This window comes from Aestuariivirga sp., assembly GCF_047602625.1.
Taxonomy (GTDB): domain Bacteria; phylum Pseudomonadota; class Alphaproteobacteria; order Rhizobiales; family Aestuariivirgaceae; genus Aestuariivirga.
In genome coordinates, this window is record NZ_JASGGV010000001.1 from 89,413 (window position 1) to 113,935 (window position 24,523).

Genomic DNA, 24,523 nt, shown 5'->3' on the forward strand with positions numbered 1-24,523 from the left:
AAGCCGGCCCGTTCGGGCCGGTTTTTGTTTGTGGCGGGCCATGGCACCCGGTTTGCAAATCCGGCTCCATGCTGATCGCCAACTGGCAGGTTCTGGACACCAAGCAGGAAACCGCACCCGAGGCTTTGCGCGCGGAGTGGCAGGCGCTGTCCGACCGCGCCCTTACGCCCGCGCCGCTGAACGGGCCGGAATTTCTGCCGCCGCTTTTTACAATATCCCCAAAGGCCGAGCTTTTAACCGCCCGGGCGGCAGAAGGGCTTATGCTGGCGTTGCCGGTTCAGCGCCGGGGCTGGCCGGTGCCGGTCCTATCGAGCTTCGTGTCGCCGCTCACCAATTCCGGCCTGCCGATGATCGATCGCGATCTGGGGCCGGCGGCGCTGCAGGCCATCGCCCGGCGGATCGGCCAGCCCCTGATGCTGACCGGCATCCCAGCGTCCGGCCCGTTCTGGGACGCGCTGGATCAATCTGGCCTGCGCATTAGCATATTGGATCGCTGGGAACGCGCCGCGCTCTATCCCCAAGGCAGCTTCGCGCAATGGTTCGAAGAAGGTTTTGAACGCAAGCGCCGCAAGGAGTACCGCCGCCTCCGCGCGAGGCTCTCGGAGCAGGGCACGCTGATCAGCCGCAGCCTGCATCGGCACGAGAACGTAGACCCATGGGCCGAAGCGCTGCTCGATCTCGAAGGTGCTGGCTGGAAAGGCGCACGCGGCACGGCGCTCAAGGCCGATCCGGCGATGGCTTCCGCCTTCCGCACCATCTGCCGCGATCTCCATGCGGCGGGCAAGCTGCGGTTCTGGTCCATCACGCTGGATGGCCGCACCATCGCCTCGCTGTTTGCGGTGGTGGAGCAGGGCCAAGCCTGGCTCGGCAAGATCGCCTATGACGAGGCGCTGGCCAAATATTCCCCCGGCGTGCTGCTGATCCTCGACGCCACCGAGGCGCTGTTTGAAGAGGGCGTCACGCAGGCCGATTCATGCGCCATTCCCGATCATCCGATGATCAACCATCTGTGGCGCGGCCGCATGCCCATGGCCGATGTCATCATCGCGGGCGAAACCGTGAGTCCCTTCATGTTCAAGGCCACCGTGATAGCCGAGCGTAGCCGCCGCCGCTCACGCGCCGCGCTCAAATCGCTGTTCTACACAATCACCCGGAGACACCGCTCATGAGCATCGTGACCATCGATCCCGCCATTGCGCGCGCCAAATTCCTGAAAGAGGCTTTCACGCTGAAGCACGGGCTGGCCGGTCATCCGCTGTTCGCATTGCCGCGCCTCGTCGAGCTTGCGAAGTCGCTGCCGCGTGACCGCATCGAATATAATTCCGGCAAGGTGGCGGTGGGTGCTGAGCAAAAGGACATCCCGCAGATCGACCAGCCAGCCGAAGAGGTGATCCGCTCCATCGAAACCGCCAATGCCTGGATGGTGATAAAATTCGTCAATGAAGACAAGGAGTACCGGGCACTTCTCGAGTTATTCGTTGAAGCGGCCAATCTGGCGGCGGGCAAGAAGCGCGTCGACTATACCGACCTGCAGGGTTTCATCTTCGTCTCATCCGCCAATGCCACCACACCCTTCCACATTGACGCCGAAGAAAACATCCTGATCCAGATTCACGGCGACAAATTCGTCCGCACCTTCGACAATCGAGACCGTACGCTGGTGGGCGAGGAAGCGATGGAGATTTCGCCGTCCAAGCACCGCAACCAGCACTATGAGGGCAGGTATGAGGAACGCGCCACGGTGCATGCGCTGAAGCCCGGCGATGCGCTGCACATGCCCTACATGATCCCGCACTGGGTCAGCACGGGCGAGAGCTATTCGATCTCCATGGCGATGACATGGAAGACGCCGGAGGTCGTGCGCCTCAACAAGATCAGGTTGATGAACGGGTCGCTCCGCCGCTACGGCCTGCCGCAGAAGCCGCCGGGCGTTTCACCCACAGCCGATGCCGCCAAGGTTTTCGCCCATGACGCGATGCGGATGGTGCTCGATCCCCTGCGCAAATCCGAAACCATGCGCCGCACCCTGCGCGGCCTGATCTATGGCCGGAACGCCAATTACTATTACGGCGCGAAGGCGAAGAAGGCTGAGGCTTAAGATACTTCCCAAACAAAAAAGCCCGGCACCATGCCGGGCTTTTTCATTGATTGAGGCCGTTCAGGCGGCAAGTGCGCGGTCGGCGGCGACGTAGTCGTAGCCCAGGTCCTGCGCCACGGCGCGGTAGGTCACCTTGCCGTCCGCCACGTTGAGGCCGTTCTTGAGGTGCGGGTCATCGGCCAGCGCCTTCTTCCAGCCCTTGCTGGCGATCGCCATGGCGAAGGGCAGCGTCACGTTGTTGAGCGCGAAGGTGGATGTGCGGGCCACGCCGCCCGGCATGTTGGCCACGCAGTAATGGATCACGCCGTCCACCACATAGGTGGGGTTGGCATGGGTGGTGGCCTTGGAGGTTTCAGCGCAGCCGCCCTGATCGATGGCGACATCGACCAGCACCGAGCCGGGCTTCCAGTCCTTCAGCATCGCCTTGGTGACGAGCTTGGGGGCAGCCGCGCCGGGGATCAGCACGCCGCCGATGACGAGATCAGCGCCCGCGCATTCATCCTCGACAGCGCCTTGCGTTGAATAGATGGTCTTGAGCTCCGTCCCGAAGCGGGCGACCAGTTCTTCCATGCGGTCGGTGCTCTTTTCGAGAATGGTCACGTCGGCGCCCATGCCGAGCGCAATCGCCGCCGCATTGGTGCCCACCACGCCGCCGCCGAGTATCACGACCTTCGCTGGCGCAACGCCGGGAACGCCGCCCAAGAGCACGCCACGGCCGCCCTGCGCCTTCTCGAGGCAATGGGCGCCGGACTGCACCGACATGCGGCCCGCCACCTGCGACATGGGGGCGAGCAGCGGCAGGCCGCCTTTGGCGTTGGTCACCGTTTCATAGGCGATGCAGATGGCGCCCGAGGCGACGAGATCCTTCGTCTGTTCCGGATCGGGAGCGAGGTGGAGGTAGGTGTAGAGGATCTGGCCGGGACGCAGCATCTTGCGCTCGGCGGCCTGCGGTTCCTTCACCTTCACGATCATGTCCGATTTGGCGAAGATTTCCGCGGCGGTAGGGATGATGGTGGCGCCGGCCTGCGTGTAATCGGCGTCCGTCGCGCCGATGCCCGCTCCGGCATTGGTCTCGACCCACACCTTGTGGCCCTGCCGCACCGCTTCGCGCACCGACATGGGCGTGAAGCCGACGCGGTATTCATGGTTCTTGATTTCCTTTGGCACGCCGATCAGCATTTTGGTTTCCTCCTTGGATCGCCGGAAAGTATCGCATTTCCGCTCGAATGATTTGCCGAAGAGAGCCTTGGAGCAGTGCAGCATTGGAATTTTATCCGAAGATATGATAGGAAATCCGGATGAAATTCGAAGAATTGGATAAGACAGACAAAATCATCCTGTCGGAGCTGCAGAAGAACGCCCAGCAGCCGATTGCCGAACTGGCCGCGAAGGCCAGGCTTTCGCCCTCCGCCTGTCACCGGCGGGTAAAACTACTGGAAGAGAAGGGCGCGATCCTCGGTTACTTTGCCAGCCTTGACCGCGCCACGCTGGGCTTTGCGAACGAGTTTTTCGTCGAGGTGTCGCTTACCGCGCAGACCGAGGAGGCGTTTGAGAAATTCGAAAAGGGGGTGCAGCGGGTGCCGGAGATTTCTCGAATGCCATCTGATGAGCGGGCAGTTCGATTATCTGCTCCGCGTGGTGGCTGAGGATGCGGCGGATTATGAGCGCATCCACCGCGGCAAGATTTCCCGCCTGCCCGGCGTGCAGCGCATCCAGTCTGCCCTGGCGCTCCGCACCATCAAACCGTGGGCGGGCTATCCGGTCGGCTAGATCGCCCGGTCCAGTTGCCGGTCGCGCAGGATCATCAGGATGCCGGTGATGATGACGATGGCGCCGCCGGTCCAGGTGGCGGCGCCCGGAAAATCGCCGAAGATGAAATAGCCATAGGTCACCGCCCAGATCATGCCGGAATATTCAAAGGGCGCGACGAAGCTTGATTCCGCGTGCTTGTAGGCGGAGGCGAAGAACACCATGGCGAAGGCGGCCAGCACGCCATTGCCGAGGAAGATCGCCATGTCCCGGAGATCAGGCCACACCCAGGGGCGGGAGAGAAACACCATGCTCTTGTGCGTAAAGACCGGCATCTCGATGCTGTTGAAAAACAGCGCCATCAGCGCGGCGGCGGCGAAATAGATGACGTTCTGCCACATGGCGATCGAAGGCAGCGACACGGTTTGCGCGATCGGCCGCCCCATCATCTGGCCCACCGCATAGGAAAGGGCTGAAAGCAGCGCGAACAGCGAGGCAGGCTCGAACACGCCCGCACCCGGCCTCACCATGATGAGCATGCCGATGAAGGCTGCGGCAATCGCCAGCCAGCGGTGCGGCCGCACGCGCTCGCCCAGGAGTGGCCCGGCCAGCCCCGCAACGAAGAAAGGCATGGTGAAATAGATCGCCACCGCATCGGCGATGGGCATGGCGGCAATGGCCAGCACGAAGCAGAAATAGCCAAGGCACAGCAGAGCGGAGCGCAGGATCACGCTGCCGAGTTGCGGCGTTGCGAGTTGCGCGAAACCGCCGCTCCGCCACAACAGCACCAGCAGAACCGGCAGCGATCCGATGCAGCGGAACATCACCGTCTCGTAAGCCGAGTAGCTTCCGGACATGGACTTGGTGATTGCATCCTGCGTCGAAGCGAGTCCCACGGCAATGAGCGCGCAGGTGATGGCGAGGGCGGGATTGTCGCGCTTTGACTTTGTCATGGGGCGTGCTGCGCTACTGTTCGGCGATCACATCGGCGAGGCGGCGGATGCCCGGCTCGATCTTCTTTTCATCGATTGAGGAAAAGGCGAGGCGGAAGAAATTGCGTGGCGGGTTCTGCACGCCGAAATCGATGCGCCCCGGTTCGATCAGGATTCCTCTGACGGCGGCGGCGCGGCCCAGAGTATCGCTGTCGATATGGGCTGGCCCCTTCACCCAGAAGCTGGTGCCGCCAAAGCTGGGGTTGCGGCTGGCCTTGGGCATATATGTGTTCAGCGCCTCGCCCATCACCTCCCAGCGCGCGCGATAGGCGCGGTGCAGGCGGCGGATCAGCGTGTCGTGATGGCCGAGCGAGAGAAACAGCGCCGCCGTGCGCTGGTTGTTGTTTGGGGCATGCCGCACCATCAGGCGGCGCAGCGCGCGGGCTTCGGCGATCAACTTTTTAGGCCCCACCATGAAGCCAAGCCTCAGGCCCGGAAACAGCGTCTTCGACAAAGAGCCCACATAGACGACGCGGCCCTCGTCATCGAGCGACTTGAGCGCCGGGCAGGGCTCGTTCACGTAATTGGTTTCGAACTCATAATCATCCTCGATGATGATGAAGTTCTTTTCCGAGGCGCGGCGCAGCAGCTCCATGCGGCGCTCCAGCGGCATGGTGACGGTGGTGGGAAACTGGTGGCTGGGTGTTGTGAATACAAGCTGCGATGAATTGAGCGCCTCACCGAGCGTCAGGCCTTTCTCATCGACAGGCGCCAGCGCCACGTGATTGGTCCGCAAACGGAAGATATTGCGCACATCGGGATAGCCTGGCTCCTCCATCGCCACGCGTGTCGATGAATCAACGAGCAGGCTGGTGAGCAGGTAAAGCGCATTCTGGGCGCCGAGGGTGATCAGGATTTCATCGTCATTCGCCATGATGCCGCGGCGCGGCAGGATCCGGCGGCGGATCTGTTCGACGAGCAGCGGATCATCCGAGGCCCAGGTGTCATTGGTCCAGCTTCCCAGCCATTTCTTGCCCAGCGCCTGCCTGGCGCAATCGCGCCATTCGGCCAGCGGGAACAGCGTGTGGTCCACCTGCCCATAGATGAAGGGAAACTCGTAGCTCTGCCAGTCCAGCGGCTTTGTTACATTCTCCTGCGCGGCGGGCGATTGCGTGAGGCGGCGTTCCCAATCGACGCGGTCCTTCACCGGCTTGGGCTTGCCGGTAAGCTTCTGCACCGCCACGCTCTCCAAAGCCTTGTCGGCAACGTAATAGCCGGAGCGTTCGCGGGCCATCAGATAGCCGTCATCGAGCAGCCCCTGATAGGCCAGCACCACGGTGTTGCGCGAGACGCCCAGCGTCTTCGCCATCTTGCGGGTGGAAGGGATCGGCTCTTCGCGGCTCAATTGCCCGTCGAGGATGGCGGAAACCAGCGCCTCGCGGATCTGTGTCTGCAGACTCGAATATTCGCCGCGCCGGATATGAACCAGCCACTCGCGCAAGATTTGGCCCCTGTGAACGCCCTTTCTGGACCTATCATAGTGCCAATGTGGCTTGTAAGGTAGGGTTGAATCGTGCTTCCAAAGGCCGCCATGTCAGAACCCGTTGTCGCCACCTCGATCAAGACCTGGGACGAGATCAAGACGACCACATGCTACATGTGCGCGTGCCGCTGCGGCATCAAAGTCTATCTGAAGGACGGCACCGTCAAATATATCGAAGGCAACCGTGATCATCCCGTCAACAAGGGGGTGATCTGCGGCAAGGGTGCCGCCGGCATCAAGCAGCACTATTCTCCCGCGCGTCTCTCCAAGCCGCTGATGCGCGTGGGCGAGCGGGGCTCGGGCGAATTCCGCGAGGTGGAGTGGGAGGAGGCGCTGCGCACCGCCACGCTTTGGCTTTCGGAAGTGCGCAACAGCGATCCCAAGAAGCTCGCCTTCTTCACCGGCCGCGACCAGAGCCAGGGCCTCACCGGCTGGTGGGCCACGCAGTTCGGCACGCCAAACTATGCCGCGCATGGCGGCTTCTGCTCGGTCAACATGGCGGCGGCGGGGCTTTATACCTTCGGCGGCGCGTTCTGGGAGTTCGGCGAGCCGGACTGGAAGCACACCAAATATTTCCTGCTCTTCGGCGTGGCGGAGGATCACGGCTCCAACCCCATCAAGGCGGGGCTGGGGAAACTCAAGGCGCGCGGCGCCAAGATCGTCTCCATCAATCCCATCCGCACCGGCTATTCTGCGATCGCCGATGAATGGGTGGGCATTCGTCCGGGCACGGACGGATTGTTCGTCGGCGCGCTGATTCACGAACTCTTGTCGGCGCAGAAGATCGATGGCGAATATCTTTTGCGCTACACCAATGCGCCGTGGCTGGTGATCGAAAATCCGGGCGGGGCTGATGACGGGCTGTTCGCCCGCACGGCGCAGGGCTCCGCCATGGTGTGGGACGGTCATTCCCGCTCGCCCATGCCGGCACTTTCGCCCGATGCGGAACCCAGGCTGATGGGCCGCTTCAAGCTGCCCGATGGGCGGCGCGTGGTGACGAGTTTCCAGTTGATTGCCGAGCGCTTTCTCAAACCCGAATGGTCGCCGGAGAAGGTGGCGGAGGGGTGCGGCGTTCCCGCCGATACGATCCGCCGTATCGCCGCCGAGCTGGCGCGCACCGCCTTCGAGCAGCAGATCGAGTTCAATGTTCCGTGGACGGATTATGCCGGCCGCCATCATGACAGGATGGTGGGCCGCCCCGTCTCCATGCATGCCATGCGCGGCATCTCAGCCCATGCCAACGGCTTCCAGACCTGCCGCACCATTCATCTCTTGCAAATCCTTCTCGGCACCATCGATGTGCCGGGCGGCTTCCGCTACAAGACGCCGTTTCCCAAGCCGCCGCCTCCCGGCGTCAAGCCCGCCGGAAAGCCGGGGCAGGTGAAGCCCAATACGCCGCTGCCCGGGCCGCCGCTTGGCTTCGTGACGTCGCCTGAGGATTTGCTCATTTGCGAGAACGGCAAGCCGCAGCGCCTCGACAAGGCCTATAGCTGGGACGCGCCGATCGCCGCCCATGGCATGATGCACATGGTCATCACCAATGCGGCGAAGAAAGACCCTTACGGCATCGACGTCCTGTTCATGTACATGGCCAACATGAGCTGGAATTCGGCGATGAACGTGCCGGACACCATCCGCTATCTCACGCAGAAAGAGCCGGACGGCAGCTATACGATCCCGAAGATCGTCTACTCGGATTCCTATTCATCCGAGATGGTGCAGTACGCCGACTTGATCCTGCCGGACACCACCTATCTCGAGCGCTGGGATTGCATCTCGATGCTGGACCGGCCGATTTCTGAAGCCGATGGCCCGGCCGATTCCATCCGCCAGCCGGTGGTCGAGCCCGAGCGCGACGTGCGACCGTTCCAGACGGTGCTGCTCGATCTGGGCGCCAGACTTGGCCTTCCCGGCATGACGCGCACCGATGGCACGCCGCGCTATCCCGGCGGGTATCCGGATTATATCGTCAATCATGAACGGGCGCCGGGCATCGGGCCCCTGGCCGGCTATCGCGGACCCAACGGTAAGGCCATGGGGCGCGGCACGCCGAACCCCGACCAACTCAAACATTACATCGAGAACGGCTGCCACTGGTTTTATGAACTGCCCGATCACATGAAATATTACCGCCATGTGAACTGGGCCTATCTCGACTGGGCGACGATGATGGGCTTCATCGGCAAGCCAGATCCGGTGATCCACCAGCTTTATTGCGAGCCGCTGCAGAAGTTCCAGCTGGCGGCCAAGGGCCATGGCAAGGTTGTTCCGCCTGCGGAGCATCGCACGCGGATCGCGGCGCATTTCGATCCCATTCCCTTCTGGTACGCGCCGTTTGAGGGCGAGATGGTGGAGCAGGGCGAATATCCACTCCACGCCGTCACCCAGCGGCCGATGGCGATGTATCACTCCTGGGGTTCGCAGAATGCCTGGCTGAGGCAAATCCTGGGCCGCAACTGGCTCTATATCGCGCGCCCGACGGCTGAGGCCAAGGGCATCGCCGATGGGGACTGGGTGACCGTTACCTCGCATCACGGGGAGATCAAGGCGCAGGCGCGGTTGATGGACGGACAGAACCCCGAAACCGTGTGGACGTGGAATGCCATCGGCAAGCGCTCCAATGCCTGGGGCCTTGCGGCCAACGCGCCGGAATCGCAGAAGGGCTTCCTGCTCAATCATCTCATTTCCGAATTGCTGCCCGAACGCGAAGGCGGATACCGCTATTCCAACAGCGATCCCATCACGGGGCAGGCGGCGTGGTATGATCTGAAAGTCCGCATCGAGAAAGCCGCCGATCAGTCACCCCACAGCGAACCGCAATTCCCGCGGCTGAAAAAACTTACCCTTCCCCCCTCGCGGGGGAAGGTGGCGCGGAGCGCCGGATGAGGGGGTGGTTGAGGTCAGCGCGACCCCTCATCCCCGGCTTCGCCGGACCTTCTCCCGCAGGGGGAGAAGGAGATTATGGTATTGAGCCATGACCTCGCTTCCCGCGCAGACGCAGAAAAAACTCGGGCTGGTGATCGACCTCGACACCTGCGTGGGCTGCCAGGCCTGCGCCACATCGTGCAAGGAATGGAACACGCAAGGCTATTCCGCCCCGCTCACCGATGAGAAGCCCTATGACGCCGATCCGTCCGGCGTGTGGCTGAACCGCATCCACGGCTATGAAGTGAAGGAGGAGGGCCACGATCAATCGCGCATCGTGCATTTCCCGCGCTCGTGCCTTCACTGCGAGACGCCGGCCTGCGTGACGGTGTGCCCCACCGGCGCATCCTACAAGCGCGCCGAGGATGGCATCGTGCTGGTGAACCCCGAAACCTGCATCGGCTGCAAGCTGTGCTCCTGGGCCTGCCCATACGGCGCGCGCGAATATGATTACACGCAAGGCGTGATGAAGAAATGCACGCTCTGCGTCGACCGCATCTACAATGACAATTTTGCCGAGGAAGACCGTATTCCCGCTTGCGTGAAGGCGTGCCCCACGGGTGCGCGTCACTTCGGCGATCTGGGCGATAAGGACTTCGAAGGTCTCGAAGCTGGTGGCTGAGCGCGGCGGCTATGATCTTTTTCCGGAGATGGGCTACAAGCCCACCAACAAATATTTGCCGCCCCGGCCACGGCGCGATGCCGCGACCTCGGCGCGCGAATCCCTGCCGAAGGGGGATGGCTCGAGCTTCGACCGGTTGTTCGCCTGGGCTGACAGGATTTTATCGCGCGGGCAGGCGCAGGCGGGCTACAATGACGCCGATCATTCCGGAAAGCTCGAAGGCTGAGCATGCATCCCGCCTATTCCGTCATTCTCTTCACCACCGCATCGGGGGCGGGCTATGGGCTTCTGGCGTTGCTGGGGCTGGTGGGGTTCAATCACGGGCAGGCCTCCACCATGGCGTTCGCGCTCACCGCCATGGTCATCGCATTGGGGCTCATCACCGTCGGACTCCTCTCGTCCACCTTTCACCTTGGCCATCCGGAGCGGGCTTGGCGTGCCTTCTCGCAATGGCGGAGTTCATGGCTGTCGCGCGAGGGCGTGATGTCGGTCATCACCTATGGGCCGGCGCTGCTGTTCGGGCTGGTGTGGTCCGGGCTTGTGTCTGCACCGCAGTGGATCGCCCCGCTCGGTATCCTCACGGCGCTGCTCTGCGCGGCAACCGTGGTGTGCACGGCAATGATTTATGCGTCGCTCAAGACCATCCGCGCGTGGTCCAATGGATGGACGGTGGCGGTCTATCTGCTGTTCGGCCTTGCCACCGGGGCGGCTCTGATGACGGCGATTGCCACGGTGTTCGGCCGCTTCCAGATTTTTCAGGTCATCTTCACGGCCACCGCTCTTGTGGCGGCGATGATCGTGAAGCTGCTCTACTGGCGCGCGATTGACCAGGCCCCGCGCACCCGCACCATGGGCGAGGCGACGGGGCTTGGCCGCATCGGCAAGGTCTCTCAATGGGAAGTGCCGCACACCGCCACCAATTTCATCATGAAGGAGATGGGTTATGTGGTGGCGCGCCGCCATGCGCAGAAACTCCGCCTGCTGGTGGTGTTGCTGATGGCGGCGGCGCTCATGGTGATCCTGCTCAGCCTTCTGGCGCCCGTCATTTCGTTGCTGTCGGTGCCGCTGGCGCTGGCCGCTGCGGCTGTTGAACGATGGCTGTTCTTCGCGGAAGCGCAGCATGTCGTGTCGCTCTATTATGGCGCGGAGGCTGCCTGATGCTTGCTCCCGGCGTGCGCTGGTTCGATGACTGGTTCGTTCTCGAAGAAATTGCGCCGGGCGTCACGGCAATTGGCGAACCGCGCTTTCACCAGATCAACTGGAACTATCTGGTGGAGGGCAGGGACCGTGCGCTCTTGTTTGATACCGGCCCCGGCGTGCGCGACATTTCGGTGCCCGTGAAGGCGCTTACAAAAAAGCCGCTCACCGTGCTGCCCTCGCATCTGCATTTCGACCATACCGGAAACCTGCATCTCTTTGACGATGTGGCGCTGGCCGATCTTCCCGAACTCCGCGCCTGCATGAAGGGTGACGTGCTGCACGCCTCCGACGATCTGTTCCGCGGCTTCCGCGAAGGCATGGTGTGGAAGCCGATGCGCGTTGCGCGCTGGTGGCCCATCGGCATGAAGATCGATCTCGGCGGTCGGGTGCTGGAGCTTCTGCATACGCCCGGCCATTCGCCGGAGTCGGTGTCGCTGCTCGACCGTGATGCGAAGATCATGCTGGCGGCGGATTTCCTCTATCCCGGCCCCCTCTATGCTCAGATTCCCGGCGCTGATTTGGCCGCCTATCTCGACACGGCGGAGCGCCTGCTGCCGCTGCTGGACAAGGACGTGCGGCTGCTTTGCGCACATGGAAAGCCGGATGAGAATGGCGAGCATCGGGCACCCGTGCTGGGACTTGGAGATGTGGCCGATCTGGCCCAAAGCCTCACCCGCCTCAAGGCGGAAGGCGGCACACCCGCCGAATGGCCCGTCAATAGCCGCATGTGGCTCTTGACGTGGAAACCGGCATTTGCCGCTTGGCAAGCCCCTTGAATTTCATATAAAGACTTCTTTATATTTCCTCTCCCTTCATCCGAGGCAACCATGACACGTCCGTCCTTCACCGAAGCGCTCGCCACCCGTCCCTGGCTTCTGGCCGATGGCGCGACCGGCACCAATTATTTCCAGATGGGCCTGATGTCGGGCGACGCGCCGGAGTTGTGGAACTTCGAGCACCCGGATCGCGTCCGCGCGCTGCACGGGCAATTCGTGGCAGCAGGTGCGGATATCATCCTCACCAACACATTCGGCGGCAACCGCCACCGGCTGAAGCTGCACAATCTGCAGGATCAGGTGCGCGAGGTGAATGTGGCGGCGGCGAAGCTCGCCCGCGCCGAGGCCGATGCGGCGGGCCGCCCGGTCTATGTCGGCGGCTCCATCGGTCCCACGGGCGAAATTTTTCAGCCTGTCGGCGCGCTGTCGCATGAAGAGGGCGTGGCCGCCTTCGAGGAACAGGCAAAGGCCCTGAAAGAGGGCGGCGTGGACGTGCTGTGGATCGAAACCATGTCGTCGGAGGAGGAACTCCGCGCGGCGGTCGAGGGCGCATCCAGGGTGGGCCTGCCCATCGTCACCACCATGAGCTTCGATACCAATGGCCGCACCATGATGGGCATCACGCCCAAGGCCTTCGGCGCGCTCACCGCCTCGCTTGAAACGCAGCCCGTTGCGATCGGCGCCAATTGCGGCGTGGGCGCATCGGAACTGGTGGCAACGGTGCTTGGCATCAGCGAAGCGCGCCCCGATGCCGCCGTGGTCGCCAAGGGCAATTGCGGCATTCCGCAATATGTCGATGGCCATATCCATTATACCGGCACGCCGGAACTGATGGCCGATTATGCGCGGATCGCCTTTGATGCGGGGGCCAAGATTATCGGCGGCTGCTGTGGCACCAGCCCGGAGCATCTCGCCGCCATGCGGAAATCGCTCGAATCCTACACCAAAGGCGAACGCCCGACGGTCGAGGTGATCGAGGCTCGTCTCGGCCCGGTGTCGGAACTCGCCAAAGGCGTGGACAAGGCCGCCGCCGGCGCGGCCCGCCGCGAACGGCGCCGGGGCTGAGCTTTACCGTCTCATGTTCCGCTGCTTGCCTTTTGAGAACAGGGCAGGCAGAGGCGGGGCATGAAGGCGTTCGAGGCAAGGCATTACCTGCTGAAGGCGGAAGTGATGTGGGAGCGGGTCAAGGACCGCTCGGTCTATCCCTATGCGTTACCTGCCGTGGCAAAGTCGCATGAATTGGTGTTCAGCCCGACTGTTACCTTTCTGGTTGGCGAAAATGGTTCCGGAAAATCGACGCTGATCGAAGCGCTGGCCATCGCCTGGGGCTTCAACGCCGAGGGCGGCTCAAAGAATTTTAATTTCGGCACCCACGAGTTCTCATTCGCCTCTTCACAGCGCGTTGAGGCTGACGAAAGGCATCAAACGCGCGAGGGATGGATTTTTCCTGCGCGCCGAAAGCTATTTCAATCTCGCAACGAATATCGAGACGCTCGACGCCGAACAGGTGCCCTCGCCACGCATTATCGAGAGCTATGGCGGCATGTCCCTCCACAAACAGTCGCATGGCGAATCTTTTTTTGCCCTTCTCGAAAGCAGGCTGAAGGGGAAAGGGCTCTACATCTTTGACGAACCCGAGGCTGCGCTATCGCCTTCGCGGCAGATGTCCATGCTGGTGCGGATGCATGATCTGGTTCAACAGGACAGCCAGTTTATCATCGCGACACACTCGCCGATCCTGATGGCCTATCCCGGTGCCTGGATATACCAGTTGACGAAACACGGCCTGGAACGGGTCAGCTATCAGGATACCGAACATTTCCAAGTCACCCGCAATTTTCTCAACCGCCACGAGCAGATCGTGTCCCAGCTCCTTGATGATGGTTAAACGAAGGCCTCCGTTGCCACCTGCCGCCCCAGCATGAAACAGTCGGAAACAAGGCGCAGGGGTGCTGCATCAGCGTGGGTGCTGCCGGATTTCAGCAGCTTGGAGAAATGCGCGTAGATCGCCTCATATTCCTGCGATGGCTCGGCCACCTTCAGCGCGCCATCGATATAAAGCTCCGTGCCGCCTTTGCGCAGCGCCAGCTTCGGCCCGCCTGAAATCTCGACATCGATGTTCCAACTCTGCTCGCCCGTCTGCCGCCAGTCGAGTTCGGCGCTGTAGTCGGCCTCGTGGCCGCTGGACGGCTTGAAGCTGATTTTGGCGGCAATCGGTGTGGCGCGGTTCGACGGCACTTCGAGAACCGACTCGGTGACGAAGATCGGCTCCGGCATGATCTTGGTCACGATGGAGAAGGCATTGATGCCGGGATCGAACACGCCGAAGCCGCCCGGCTCCCAGATCCATTCCTGGCCGGGATGCCAGTGCCGCACATCTTCCTTCCAGCTCACATGCACCTTGCTGATCTTCTTGCCCGCCATTAGCTTCTTCGCATCATCAACAGCGGCATTGTATTGCGAATGCCAGGTGGTGAAGAGGATGCGGTTCTTGGCTTCCGCATACTGGATCAGCGCCTCGATCTCACCCATGGTGGGAGTGGGGGGCTTTTCGAGCAGCAGATGCAGCCCGGCATCCAGAGCTTTCCGCGCAATGTCGAAGCGCGGCTCGGGCGGCATGCAGAGCGACACGGCATCGAGCTTCACCTTGCTGGCGAACAGCTCTTCCGGCGTCTTGAAACTCGGCACGTCCTTGTATGGCCCGCGCGAGGAAACAACGGCGGCCAATTCAAAGTCGCCGTTCTTCGCCACGCAGGGCAGGTGCTGGTCCTGCGCGATCTTGCCCAGTCCGATGATGCCGAGTCTGTAAGCCATGTTTATCCCCTGGTGATGCGGGTGAGGCTGGAGAGAAGCTGATCCACTTCCGCCGCCGTGTTGTAGTGGGCGAGGCCGATGCGCAGCACGCCGCCCTTGTCCATCAGCCCCATGCGCCCAACGGGTTCGATGGCGTAATTGTGCCCGGACCACACAAAAATATTTTCCCGCGCGAATGATTTGGCGAGGCTGGCGGGATCATGGCCCTCCAGCGTGAAGGAGACGGTGGGCACCCGGCGGTGCATGGCGTTGGCCGAGGTGATGCCGCGGATGGTGAGGCCCTTGAAAGTCTTGAGCCCCTCGATGAGCCTGAGCGTCAACGCCTGCTCATACTCGGCCAGCGTGGCCCAGGCGGATTTGAGCTTCGCCACGCGCGTCGGCCCTTCGCCGAACTGTTCCAGATATTCGATGGCGCCAAGGCAGCCCGCCATGCCCTCATGGCTCAGCGTACCGGTTTCAAACTTGTGCGGCAGGTCATTGCCGGCGGGCCTCAGCTTGTAGCCGAAGGTTTCTTCCAGCAGCGCCTCGCGGCCCCATAGAATGCCCTGATGCGGCCCGAACCATTTGTAAGCCGAGGAGACGAGAATGTCGGCGCCGATATCCTGCACGTCGATCGCGTAGTGGGGCGCGAACTGTACCGCATCCACATAGACGAGCGCGCCTGTCGCTTTTGCTTGCGCCGCAAAGCCCTTCATGTCGTTCACCGTGCCGGTGCAGTTGGAAGCCGCGCCAAAAGCCACCAGCTTCGTCCTGTCCGACAGCACCCTGGTCAGGGCGTCTTCGGGGAATTCATAGGTGCCGGTATCGAAATCCAGCCACTTCACCACCAGCCCGAGGTCGTCTGCCAGCAGCAGCCAGGGCGATACGTTGGCGTCATGGTCCATGCGCGACAAGACGATCTCGTCGCCCTTCCTGAATTTCTTTCCGAGGCAGCGCGACATGTGGAAAGTTAGCGTCGTCATGTTCTGGCCGAAGACGATTTCGCGGGCGCTGGGCGCATTGTAAAAATCGGCGACCGCCTGATGCGCCTCGTCCACCAAGGCGCCTGCCGCTTCGGTGGTGGAGAAATAGCCGCCCAGATTGGCGTTCTTCGCCACCAGGCAATCCACCGTCCGGTCAATCACCCGCTGCGGCACCTGGGTTCCCGCCGGGTTGTCGAAATAGACGCGGGGGGCGCCATTGTCGGTCAGGTGAAGGGCGGGGAACTGCTCGCGCACCAGCGCGGCATCGAAACTTCTGGGCATTGCGAAAAAATCCGGTGTGGGGTGAAACAGGCTCATCAGTCGAGGCCCATGCTCATGCCTTAACCGTCGCTTTCCGGCAAGTGGTGGTCGCGCCGGGAGAAAGGCTTGCGCCATGCAGTCTCTATGCTAGAGCAGCATCAGTGATTTCCGTCCGGAGTGTCCCATGAGCGATGAAGGCGAACTCGACCTGAACAGCCTCGACGACGAGGAGCTTGTTCAGCAGGTTCATGACGATCTCTATGACGGCCTCAAGGAAGAGGTCGAAGCCGCCGTGCATATCCTGCTCGGCCGCGGATGGGCCCCTTACAAGGTGCTGACGGAAGCGTTGGTCGAAGGCATGCGCATCGTCGGCATCGACTTCCGCGATGGCATCCTCTTCGTGCCGGAAGTGCTGCTGGCCGCCAACTCGATGAAGGCCGGCATGGCGATCCTCCGGCCGCTGCTCATAGCCACGGGCGCGCCCCGCCTCGGCAAGATGGTGATCGGCACGGTGAAGGGCGACATTCACGATATCGGCAAGAACCTCGTCGGCATGATGATGGAAGGCGCGGGTTTCGAGGTCGTCGATCTCGGCATCAACAATCCCGTCGAAAAATATCTGGGGGCCATCGACGAACACAAGCCGGACATCCTCGGCATGTCGGCGCTGCTCACCACCACCATGCCCTACATGAAGGTCGTCATCGATACGCTCAAGGAAAAGGGCATGCGCGACGATTACGTGGTGCTGGTCGGCGGCGCGCCGCTGAACGAGGATTTTGCCAAGGCTATCGGCGCTGACGCCTATTGCCGCGACGCCGCCGTGGCGGTTGAAACCGCCAAGAGCTTCATGGCCCGCAAGCACAACCAGCTTGCTGCCGGATGAGACGGCGGAATGCCGCAACTTTGATCATGGCCGGGTGAATATCCGGCCATTTTCGTCTTAGGCACCGCTTCCACTTTCCCGGCCCGCGATGCTAGACTAAACGCAACACTGTCATAAGCGCCACCCGAACGGGGCGCCGCAGGAGCAAAGGAGCAGCACATGACAAGGAAGCCACTTCTCGTAACAGCCATGCTCGCCATGATGGCGACGGCGGCGGAGGCCCACACGGGCGTGGGCAGCACATCGGGGTTCGTGCATGGGTTCATGCACCCGGTCAGCGGCGCCGATCATATTCTGGCGATGGTGGCCGTGGGCCTGTTCGCCGTGCAGCTCGGCGGCCGCGCCCTCTGGCTCGTTCCCCTTAGCTTCGTGTCGATGATGGTGGTGGGCGGCATGCTCGGCATGTCGGGCGTAAATGTGCCATTCGTGGAAATCGGCATCGGCCTGTCGGTGGTGGTGCTGGGCGCCATTGTCGCCTTCAACTGGAAGGCCCCGACAGTGGTGGCCATGGCCATCTGCGGCCTGTTTGCGATTTTCCATGGCCACGCGCATGGCGCTGAAATGCCCGACAGCGCGGGTGGTGCGTCCTATGCGCTGGGCTTCGTGCTGGCGACGGCGCTGCTCCATGCCGTGGGTATTGGCTTGGGCATCACGGCGGGACGCTATGTGTCTTCACGCGTGGCGCGGATCGGCGGCGCTGTCATGGCTTTGGCCGGGGTGGGTATTCTTAACGGCACCATCTGATCCACTCTGTTTCGAGCAGGCGCGCCCATCCGTGAGGATTGGCGCGCCCTTTCTTTTGCAAAGCGGCGCGATTGGCTGAAGGGGCGGCGCTTCTAGCGGGGCTCCCGGTCTTGCAAATGCCGATCATCATGGGCATCTGGCACACCGAACCATGACGATTGTTGATCTCAGGCCATCGGACGATTTCGAATTCAAGCCCGGCAAGGGCAGCGTTCTGCTGATTGCCTGCGGGGCGCTGGCGCGCGAGATCGTGGACCTGATCGAGCGCAATCATTGGGAGGCCTTTGACCTTCAGTGCCTGCCCGCCAAGTGGCATAATACGCCGGACAAGATCGTGCCCGCCGTGCGCGAGAAAATCCGCGCAGCCAAAGCCCATTACCGCTCGATCTTCGTGCTCTATGGCGATTGCGGCACCGGCGGCCAGCTTGATGCGCTGCTGTCCGAGGAAGGCGTGGAGCGGATCGACGGCCCGCACTGCTATGCTTTCTTCTCCGGCAATGCGGAGTTTGAGACCCACAGCGAGGAGGATGTGACGTCCTTTTTCCTCACCGATTATCTGGCCCGCCATTTCGACAAGCTGGTGTGGTCAGGCCTTGGTCTCGACAAGCACCCGGACCTGCTGCCGCTCTATTTCGGCAATTACCAGCGCATCGTGTATCTCGCCCAGACGCGCGATGATGGCCTGGAACGGAAAGCCAGGGCCGCCGCGGAAAAGCTGGGGCTTGGTTATGAATACCGCTTCACCGGCTATGGCGAGTTGGAAACCGATCTGGAGCAGCGCGGCTAGGGCGCCCTGACGGGCTTCACCACCTGTCCTTCCGGTAGCCGGGCCCCGACACTTCGTAATAGTCGCCGACCTGCGAGAGGAAGATATGGCCTTCAAAGGCTGTATCGGTCTTGCCGTCGATGCTGCCGGCGGTGATCGAGGTCGAGTCCGAGCCATCTGCCTTCCAGAACAGCACCGAGCCGCACTCGCCGCAGAAGCCGCGCTGCGCTTCGGGGCTGGAGCGGAACCATTTGAGGCCGCGCGTTTCCATCATCTTCAAATCTTTGTCGGCGGCGGCGGTGGCGGACATATAGCTGCCCGTCTGCTTGCGGCATTGCCAGCAATGGCAGGCCAGCACCGGCCGCAAATCTCCCTCGACCTCGAATTTCACCGCGCCACACAGGCATGATCCCGTTTTCATCGTGCTGCCAACCTCGCTTGCAGAAATGCTGTCATGTGGAATTGCGCCTGCGCAGGCCCATACGTAAAGGCGCGCCCGACGGGGCAGGCGCGGCGGGCCAGGCAGCCGCCCTCCATGCACGTTTTGCCCGCCGTCTCCAGATGTGCAACGCAGGCTGGAACGTCATAGCCGGCCGGCGAAAAGGCCGAGACGGGGCAGGCGGAGAGGCAGGGCTTTTCCATACAGCTTTCGCATGGATGCGCGCCAAGCGTTGGCTGCGGCATGTCGAAGGCGACCGGAAACAGCAGCGCCGCGCGGAAAGCGTGCCACAGGCCGTAGGCGGGATGGATATTGAGGCCCAGCGGCGAGACATATCCTGCGCGGGCGCGCCGTGCCCAGGTAAGAAACGGATAAGGCGGCTTGTCGAAGGGAAACACAGCCCGCGCATCGAGATCGCGCGCTAGTTCTCCCGCCGCAACTTCCGTCCAAGCGTCCATGGTGTCACGGGCGGGGTTGCGCTCGCGGGCAAAGCGCCGCCACATGTCAGGCCCGGCGTTGCCGATGAGGATAACGAATTTCGCGCCGTCCGGAACGCGATCTTCCGCCTGCGGATGAAACCAGCCGAAGGGTGTGAACCCCGCCCGGCGGATGGCCATCAGGACGGGATGCTCCATGAAACTTCTAGCGGCTCCAGCGCGGATCGCCCGGCTGCATCACGCTGCGGGGCAGCTTGATGTCATGCTTCGCCCGGATCTTTTCGTCAATATCGCGCGGGATATATTCGGGATAATAGGTGGAAAGGATTTCGCGCTTGCGCGCCATTGCGCGCTCCACGAGATCGGGCCGCCCCGCTTCCAGCCATTCCTTGGGGCTCATGCGGTTGGCGATATGCGGGTAGATATATTCCTTCTGCATGAGAGACAGCGTCTGCTCATTGCCGAGATAATGCCCCGGACCCTCGATGCACACATTTGAGATGACATCGAGCGACAGCGTATCTTCATTCACCTCGATGCCGCGCACATTGCGGTTGATCGAGCCCAGCATGTCATTGTCGATCAGCAGACTCTCGAGGCAGAAGCCAAGTAGCGAGGCATGCATGCCCGCCGCCTCATACATCATGTTGATGCCGGTCATGGCGGAGATTCCGGCGGTCAGGCCTTTTTCATAACCAGCCTGCATGTCCGGCAGCTTTGCATCGCTCATGCCCGCCGCAGAGCCCACGGTGAGATTGTAGAAATGTCCCATCTGGGCGCAGCCCGAGGTGATGAGCGCCTGTTCGCCCGATCCGCCTGACATGGCGCCGGTGCGAAGATCGGAAACGAAGGGCCAGGTTCCCCAGATCGCCACCGCGCCGGGGACGACGCAGTTGATATAGACGAGGCCCGCGAGACATTCGGCCACCGCCTGCACCACGGTGCCTGCAAGAGCGGCGGGAGACGTGGCGCCGGCTTGCGCTGCGGAAAGCAGAAGCACCGGCATGCCGCCGCGCGCCGCCACTTCAAGGCAGCGGCAGGCATCCTCGGCGAATTTCATCGGCGGCACCACGAAGCAGTTGGACTGCGACACGAAGGGCCGCTCGCGCCATTTTTCTTCGCCGCCCGCCACGAAGTGCAGGATCTGCAGGCATTCTTCCACATGGGCAGGATCGACCATGCTGGTGCCAACATGCTTGTTCGTGCCGGCGAGGCAGGCATACATCGTGTTGATGTCGAGGTCGTGCCCGGTGATCATGTCGCGCGCCGTCACCGGGCGCTGATAGAAATGGATGTGCTCGCAGGTATCGACGATGCGGCCCGCATCATAGAGATCGACCAGCAGCGACTCGCGGTAGCTCCGCGTCTCGGGTTCGACGATATGGACGGCGGCGCCCGCCGTGCCGAAATAGACGCGATTGCCGGAAGGCTCCATGTCGTGTTTCGGATCGCGGGCGTGCAGCACGAAATTGCGGGCGCAACTGGCCAGCGTATCTTCCACCAGGCTCCGCGGAATGCACAGGCGGCCATGGCTGTTCATGAAGCAGCCCCTGGCCGTCATCGCCTCCACGCAAGTTGGAATGGCCTGCGCAAGGCCCACGGTTTCCAGAAGCTTCAACGCCGTCTCGTGGATGCGCTGCATGTCGCGGTCGGTCAGCGGCTTGTATTGGCCGCCCAGCATGCCCGGGCGGACGGCGGCCTCCTCCATCGGAATGGGGCGGGAGCGCAACGCCTTGCGCGCTTCACGGCCGCCGCGGCGGCGAGAAAGATCCTCGACTGCACTCATGGAAAGACTCCTGATTTGGCGGGAGTATCTGCGCTTTCAGGCCTTTTGTGCATAGGCCTATCTTCTTCTTTGCGTGATGAGAAAATTTCACCATAAAAGGCCAGGCTTTCGCTTAACCCGCCGAATTTGGCGGTGCTAGAAGGGAAATCGATTGCCATTGGTGAAGAAACTTGCCCAGACGCGACCTGCCGCCCCTCCGCGCCCTGACTGCCTTTGAAGCCGCCGCAAGGCTCGGCAGCTTCCGGCTGGCGGCGGGGGAACTGGGCATTACCCGCTCCGCCGTGAGCCACCAGGTGAAATCGCTGGAGCAGCGGCTGGGCGTGCAGCTCTTCCGCCGCGACGCCCGCCGCGCCGAACTCACCCAGACGGGCCAGAGCTATTACCCTGCCGTGCGCGATGCCTTCGACCAGATCGAGGCGCAGACGCGGGCGCTCAGGCCTCCCGCCGCCGACAATGAGCTGACAGTGCAGGTCTATGTCACCGTGGCGCTCAAATGGCTGATCCCACGCCTTCATGATTTTGAGCGGCGGTTTCCCGACATGAAGGTGAGGCTCTCGACCTCCTATTTCGACTGGGATTTTGACGAGAAGAATGTCGACGCCGGCTTCATCCTCGCCCGCAACAAATCGCCCGAACATTATTACCGCACGCTGTTCCGCTCCATGCTCACGCCGGTGTGCGCGCCGGAACTGCTGCGCGGCCCCAATGCGCTGAAGACGCCGGAAGACCTGCGCAAGCACAAGCTTCTCTATGTCTACACAGCGGAAGAGGACTGGACGACCTGGCTCGAGGCGGCGGGCGTCAAGGGCATCAAGCTGTCGGACCGTCTCGCCTTCGACAGTTACATCCTGGCGCAGGAGGCGGCGATCGAGGGCAGGGGCATCGCCATGACCATCGGCCCCTTCGCCACCGAGGAGATCAAGCTGGGCCGCCTCGTCCAGCCGTTCCCGCTGCGCGTGCCGTCGCGCCACAACTGGCTGTTCGCCTGCAATGCCGAGCACCGCATGAAAACCAAGATCAAGCGTTTCGAGGATTGGCTGGTGAAGCAGATCGCCGCCGATCCCTCACTCGACGCTTATCGTGAAAAAGGAAAGTGATGCCCGTGACCGACGCTGTGACATCAAGCCCCGAAACCTCACGCCGCAGCCGGCGCGACTCCGGCCGGAGGCCCGCCGCCGCCAAGGGCTCGATCCCCCAGCTTTCCCGCCGCAAGGTGGCGCGCGCTTTCCCGGCGATGACTCTTCTGTCCGCGGATGAAATCGAATCGATCCATCACGCCTCGCTGAAAGTCCTGTCCGAGATCGGCATGGATTTCACGCTGCCTGAGGCGCGCGATCTCTTGAAGGCGGCGGGGGCTGACATTCAGGGCGAGCGGGTGCGCTTCGATCCTGTGATGGTGGAGCAGCTCATCACCACGGCCCCTTCCGAATTCACCTTCCATGCGCGCAATCCGGAAAACAGCCAGCGGGTGGGCGGGCCGAACATGATGTTCGGCACGGTGGGAAGCCCCCCCAATTCCTCCGACATGGACGGCGGCCGGCGCACCGGCAATCATCGGGACTACCAGAACTTCTTGCGCCTCGCGCAATATTTCAACTGCATCGGTTTCATTTCGGGCTATCCGGTGGAACCCGTCGATCTTCACGCCTCGATCCGCCATCTCGAAGCGCTGCGCGACATGGTGGTGCTGACCGACAAGCCCTTCCACGCCTATTCGCTGGGCGCCGAACGCATTCTCGATGGCATCGAGATAGCCCGCATCGCGCGCGGCATTTCGGCGGAGCAGATGGAGCGCGAGCCATCGCTGTTCACCATCGTCAACACCAATTCACCCCTGAAGCTCGACACGCCGATGCTTCGCGGCATCATCGAAATGTCGTCGCGAAACCAGATCGTCTGCGTCACACCCTTCACGCTGGCGGGCGCCATGGCGCCGGTCACCGTGGCGGGCGCACTGGTGGAGCAGAATGCCGAGGCGCTGGCTGGTCTCGCCTTCACGCAGATCGTGCGCAAGGGCGCGCCCTTCATCTATGGCGGCTTCACCTCCAACGTCGACATGAAATCGGGTGCGCCCGCCTTCGGCACGCCGGAATATATGAAAGCCTGCATCGTGGGCGGGCAACTGGCGAGGCGCTATAATGTGCCCTACCGCACCTCCAACACCTGTGCCGCAAACACGGTTGATGCGCAGGCGGCCTATGAAAGCGTGTTCTCGCTATGGGGCGTCACCATGGGCGGCGGCAACCTCATCATGCATGGGGCGGGGTGGCTCGAAGGCGGCCTTGTCGCCAGCTTCGAAAAATTCGTGCTCGACTGTGACTTGATCCAGATGGTGATGGAATTCCTGAAGCCGCTCGAAACCTCAGAGGATGCACTGGGCGTCGAGGCGATCCGCGAGGTGGGCCCCGGCGGGCATTTCTTCGGCGCGCAGCACACGCTCGCCCGTTATACCGATGCCTTCTACGCGCCCATCATTTCCGACTGGCGCAACAACCAGCAATGGCTGGCGGCCGGCAAGCCCGAAGCGATGCAGCGCGCTAATATTGTGTGGAAACAGGCGCTGGCCGAATATGAAGCGCCGCCGCTTGATCCGGCGATCCGCGAGGAACTGGACAGTTTCGTGGAACGGCGCAAGCGCGAGGGTGGAGCGCCCACGGATTTCTGATGGCACGGGTCATCGTCATCGGCGGCGCGAACGCCGACATCAAGGGCCATGCGTCGCGCTCCTTCGTGGGCGGCACGTCCAATCCGGGTGACGTATCGATTTCGGCGGGCGGTGTCGGGCGCAATATTGCCGACAATCTGGCGCGTCTCGGGCATGAAACATCGCTGATCACGGTACTGGGCGATGATGCCAATGGCTTAATCGTGCGGGAGGCTTGCCATGCGGCGGGCGTCGATCTCTCGCTCACCCTCACCGGGCCGCATCCCACCGGCACCTATCTCGTGGTGCTTGACCATCGCGGCGAACTGGTGGCCGCCGTCAACGACATGCGCAGCATCGAATGGCTGAAGGTGGAGCATCTTGAAGCGCTTGCGCCGAAGCTGGCGGAGGCCGATTTTCTGGTGGCGGATTGCAACATTGGTGCGACCTGCCTTGCGTGGCTCTGCGATTTTTCAAGCCGAAATAACATCCCGCTGCTGATCGAACCTGTTTCTGTGCCCAAAGCGAAGAAACTTTTGCAGTTCAAACGGCAGCAGCAGGTATTCGCCATCACGCCGAACCTGCAGCAGCTTCTGGCGCTCACAGGCGAGAAAAAACAGCCGCAGGCCATTGCCCGGCTGCATGCGGTAGGATTTGAAAACATCATCGTGCATCTGGGCCGTAACGGCGCGCATGTGTCTGGTCCTCAGTTTGAAGCCGATATCGCCCCGCTGAAAGCCGAAGCGGTGGCTGATGTGACGGGCGCGGGTGATGCGGCGGTGGCAGGTGTCGTCTGCGGCTTCCTGGAAGGTCTACCGCTTCCGAAAGCCGCGCAACTGGGGCAGGCGGCGGCTTCTGTAAAACTCGTGTCGCGAGAGTTGGTGCCGCCTGATCTCACCCGTGCTAGGCTGAAGGACATCGCAGGATTTTGAAGGTGCA

Annotated in this window: 24 protein-coding genes and 1 pseudogene; 17 read left to right on the forward strand and 8 right to left on the reverse strand. The window is 62.3% G+C overall.

Features of this window, described 5'->3' with window-relative positions; all coding sequences use genetic code 11:
• Window positions 1-68: 68 nt before the first annotated feature.
• Both QM694_RS00455 and QM694_RS00460 read left to right on the forward strand, forming a co-directional pair.
• The gene (locus QM694_RS00455) at window positions 69-1,169 is read left to right on the forward strand and encodes a GNAT family N-acetyltransferase (RefSeq protein ID WP_415004991.1); all 1,101 of its coding nucleotides are present in this window, start codon (window positions 69-71) and stop codon (window positions 1,167-1,169) included.
• Window positions 1,166-2,098, forward strand: a complete 933-nt coding sequence (locus QM694_RS00460; RefSeq protein WP_415004992.1) for a cupin-like domain-containing protein — start codon at window positions 1,166-1,168, stop codon at window positions 2,096-2,098. Before QM694_RS00455 ends, QM694_RS00460 begins: the two co-directional genes overlap by 4 nt.
• A gap of 60 nt (window positions 2,099-2,158) precedes the next feature.
• On the opposite strand, the gene ald is transcribed toward QM694_RS00460, so the two are convergent.
• Window positions 2,159-3,277 (reverse strand): alanine dehydrogenase, encoded by a 1,119-nt coding sequence (gene ald, locus QM694_RS00465; RefSeq protein ID WP_415004993.1) that lies wholly within the window; start codon window positions 3,275-3,277, stop codon window positions 2,159-2,161.
• A gap of 119 nt (window positions 3,278-3,396) precedes the next feature.
• Between ald and QM694_RS00470 the strand changes: the two genes are divergently transcribed.
• Together QM694_RS00470 and QM694_RS00475 are read left to right on the forward strand one after the other, a co-directional pair.
• Window positions 3,397-3,744 carry an Lrp/AsnC family transcriptional regulator gene (locus QM694_RS00470; protein ID WP_415004994.1) on the forward strand — a complete coding sequence of 116 codons (348 nt, stop codon included), beginning with the start codon at window positions 3,397-3,399 and terminating at the stop codon, window positions 3,742-3,744.
• Entirely contained in the window at window positions 3,704-3,868 is a 165-nt protein-coding gene (locus tag QM694_RS00475) for an Lrp/AsnC ligand binding domain-containing protein (RefSeq protein ID WP_415004995.1), read from the forward strand. Before QM694_RS00470 ends, QM694_RS00475 begins: the two co-directional genes overlap by 41 nt.
• On the opposite strand, the gene QM694_RS00480 is transcribed toward QM694_RS00475, so the two are convergent.
• On the reverse strand, window positions 3,865-4,800 hold the full coding sequence (locus QM694_RS00480) for a DMT family transporter (protein WP_415004996.1): 936 nt from the start codon (window positions 4,798-4,800) through the stop codon (window positions 3,865-3,867). The genes QM694_RS00475 and QM694_RS00480 overlap by 4 nt on opposite strands.
• A 13-nt stretch (window positions 4,801-4,813) precedes the next feature.
• Complete coding sequence (locus tag QM694_RS00485; RefSeq protein WP_415004997.1) at window positions 4,814-6,280, reverse strand: PLP-dependent aminotransferase family protein; 1,467 nt, start codon at window positions 6,278-6,280, stop codon at window positions 4,814-4,816.
• 90 nt (window positions 6,281-6,370) lie between these two features.
• Between QM694_RS00485 and QM694_RS00490 the strand changes: the two genes are divergently transcribed.
• From QM694_RS00490 to QM694_RS00520, 7 genes and pseudogenes are all read left to right on the forward strand, one after another.
• On the forward strand, window positions 6,371-9,208 hold the full coding sequence (locus tag QM694_RS00490; protein WP_415004998.1) for a molybdopterin oxidoreductase family protein: 2,838 nt from the start codon (window positions 6,371-6,373) through the stop codon (window positions 9,206-9,208).
• Window positions 9,209-9,296: 88 nt separating this feature from the next.
• Window positions 9,297-10,095 (forward strand): annotated as a pseudogene (locus tag QM694_RS00495) (4Fe-4S dicluster domain-containing protein).
• A 2-nt stretch (window positions 10,096-10,097) separates the two neighbouring features.
• Window positions 10,098-11,027 carry a dimethyl sulfoxide reductase anchor subunit family protein gene (locus tag QM694_RS00500; protein WP_415004999.1) on the forward strand — a complete coding sequence of 310 codons (930 nt, stop codon included), beginning with the start codon at window positions 10,098-10,100 and terminating at the stop codon, window positions 11,025-11,027.
• Window positions 11,027-11,845 (forward strand): MBL fold metallo-hydrolase, encoded by an 819-nt coding sequence (locus QM694_RS00505; protein ID WP_415005000.1) that lies wholly within the window; start codon window positions 11,027-11,029, stop codon window positions 11,843-11,845. Before QM694_RS00500 ends, QM694_RS00505 begins: the two co-directional genes overlap by 1 nt.
• A gap of 51 nt (window positions 11,846-11,896) precedes the next feature.
• Window positions 11,897-12,910, forward strand: coding sequence for a betaine--homocysteine S-methyltransferase (gene bmt / locus QM694_RS00510; RefSeq protein WP_415005001.1), 1,014 nt, complete (start codon window positions 11,897-11,899; stop codon window positions 12,908-12,910).
• A gap of 60 nt (window positions 12,911-12,970) precedes the next feature.
• Entirely contained in the window at window positions 12,971-13,474 is a 504-nt protein-coding gene (locus tag QM694_RS00515; RefSeq protein WP_415005002.1) for an AAA family ATPase, read from the forward strand.
• Window positions 13,389-13,733 (forward strand): AAA family ATPase, encoded by a 345-nt coding sequence (locus QM694_RS00520; RefSeq protein WP_415005003.1) that lies wholly within the window; start codon window positions 13,389-13,391, stop codon window positions 13,731-13,733. The genes QM694_RS00515 and QM694_RS00520 overlap by 86 nt, the downstream gene beginning before the upstream one ends.
• Here the strand turns inward: QM694_RS00520 and QM694_RS00525 are convergent.
• Window positions 13,730-14,659, reverse strand: a complete 930-nt coding sequence (locus QM694_RS00525; RefSeq protein WP_415005004.1) for a Gfo/Idh/MocA family protein — start codon at window positions 14,657-14,659, stop codon at window positions 13,730-13,732. The two genes, QM694_RS00520 and QM694_RS00525, sit on opposite strands and share 4 nt — an antisense overlap.
• Window positions 14,660-14,661: 2 nt before the next feature.
• Entirely contained in the window at window positions 14,662-15,903 is a 1,242-nt protein-coding gene (locus QM694_RS00530; RefSeq protein ID WP_415005005.1) for a cysteine desulfurase-like protein, read from the reverse strand.
• Window positions 15,904-16,066: 163 nt separating this feature from the next.
• Here QM694_RS00530 and QM694_RS00535 point away from each other — a divergent pair, with 163 nt between their 5' ends.
• The 3 genes from QM694_RS00535 (at window position 16,067) to QM694_RS00545 (ending at window position 18,299) form a co-directional block, all read left to right on the forward strand.
• Window positions 16,067-16,768, forward strand: coding sequence for a corrinoid protein (locus tag QM694_RS00535; RefSeq protein ID WP_415005006.1), 702 nt, complete (start codon window positions 16,067-16,069; stop codon window positions 16,766-16,768).
• 159 nt (window positions 16,769-16,927) lie between these two features.
• Window positions 16,928-17,512 carry a HupE/UreJ family protein gene (locus QM694_RS00540; protein ID WP_415005007.1) on the forward strand — a complete coding sequence of 195 codons (585 nt, stop codon included), beginning with the start codon at window positions 16,928-16,930 and terminating at the stop codon, window positions 17,510-17,512.
• A gap of 151 nt (window positions 17,513-17,663) precedes the next feature.
• The gene (locus tag QM694_RS00545; protein WP_415005008.1) at window positions 17,664-18,299 is read left to right on the forward strand and encodes a DUF1638 domain-containing protein; all 636 of its coding nucleotides are present in this window, start codon (window positions 17,664-17,666) and stop codon (window positions 18,297-18,299) included.
• A 16-nt stretch (window positions 18,300-18,315) separates the two neighbouring features.
• On the opposite strand, the gene QM694_RS00550 is transcribed toward QM694_RS00545, so the two are convergent.
• Genes QM694_RS00550 through QM694_RS00560 form a run of 3 tightly spaced genes read right to left on the reverse strand, consistent with a single transcriptional unit; the run spans window position 18,316 to window position 20,940 of the window.
• Window positions 18,316-18,699 carry a GFA family protein gene (locus QM694_RS00550; protein WP_415005009.1) on the reverse strand — a complete coding sequence of 128 codons (384 nt, stop codon included), beginning with the start codon at window positions 18,697-18,699 and terminating at the stop codon, window positions 18,316-18,318.
• Window positions 18,696-19,352, reverse strand: a complete 657-nt coding sequence (locus QM694_RS00555; RefSeq protein WP_415005010.1) for a hypothetical protein — start codon at window positions 19,350-19,352, stop codon at window positions 18,696-18,698. The genes QM694_RS00550 and QM694_RS00555 overlap by 4 nt, the downstream gene beginning before the upstream one ends.
• Before the next feature lie 7 nt (window positions 19,353-19,359).
• Window positions 19,360-20,940 carry a trimethylamine methyltransferase family protein gene (locus QM694_RS00560; RefSeq protein WP_415005011.1) on the reverse strand — a complete coding sequence of 527 codons (1,581 nt, stop codon included), beginning with the start codon at window positions 20,938-20,940 and terminating at the stop codon, window positions 19,360-19,362.
• Between the two features lie 170 nt (window positions 20,941-21,110).
• On the opposite strand from QM694_RS00560, the gene gcvA reads away from it, so the two are divergent.
• Genes gcvA through QM694_RS00575 form a run of 3 tightly spaced genes read left to right on the forward strand, consistent with a single transcriptional unit; the run spans window position 21,111 to window position 24,516 of the window.
• On the forward strand, window positions 21,111-22,037 hold the full coding sequence (gcvA, locus tag QM694_RS00565; RefSeq protein ID WP_415005012.1) for a transcriptional regulator GcvA: 927 nt from the start codon (window positions 21,111-21,113) through the stop codon (window positions 22,035-22,037).
• Window positions 22,037-23,605 carry a trimethylamine methyltransferase family protein gene (locus QM694_RS00570; RefSeq protein WP_415005013.1) on the forward strand — a complete coding sequence of 523 codons (1,569 nt, stop codon included), beginning with the start codon at window positions 22,037-22,039 and terminating at the stop codon, window positions 23,603-23,605. The genes gcvA and QM694_RS00570 overlap by 1 nt, the downstream gene beginning before the upstream one ends.
• The gene (locus QM694_RS00575; protein ID WP_415005014.1) at window positions 23,605-24,516 is read left to right on the forward strand and encodes a carbohydrate kinase family protein; all 912 of its coding nucleotides are present in this window, start codon (window positions 23,605-23,607) and stop codon (window positions 24,514-24,516) included. The genes QM694_RS00570 and QM694_RS00575 overlap by 1 nt, the downstream gene beginning before the upstream one ends.
• Window positions 24,517-24,523: the final 7 nt, after the last annotated feature.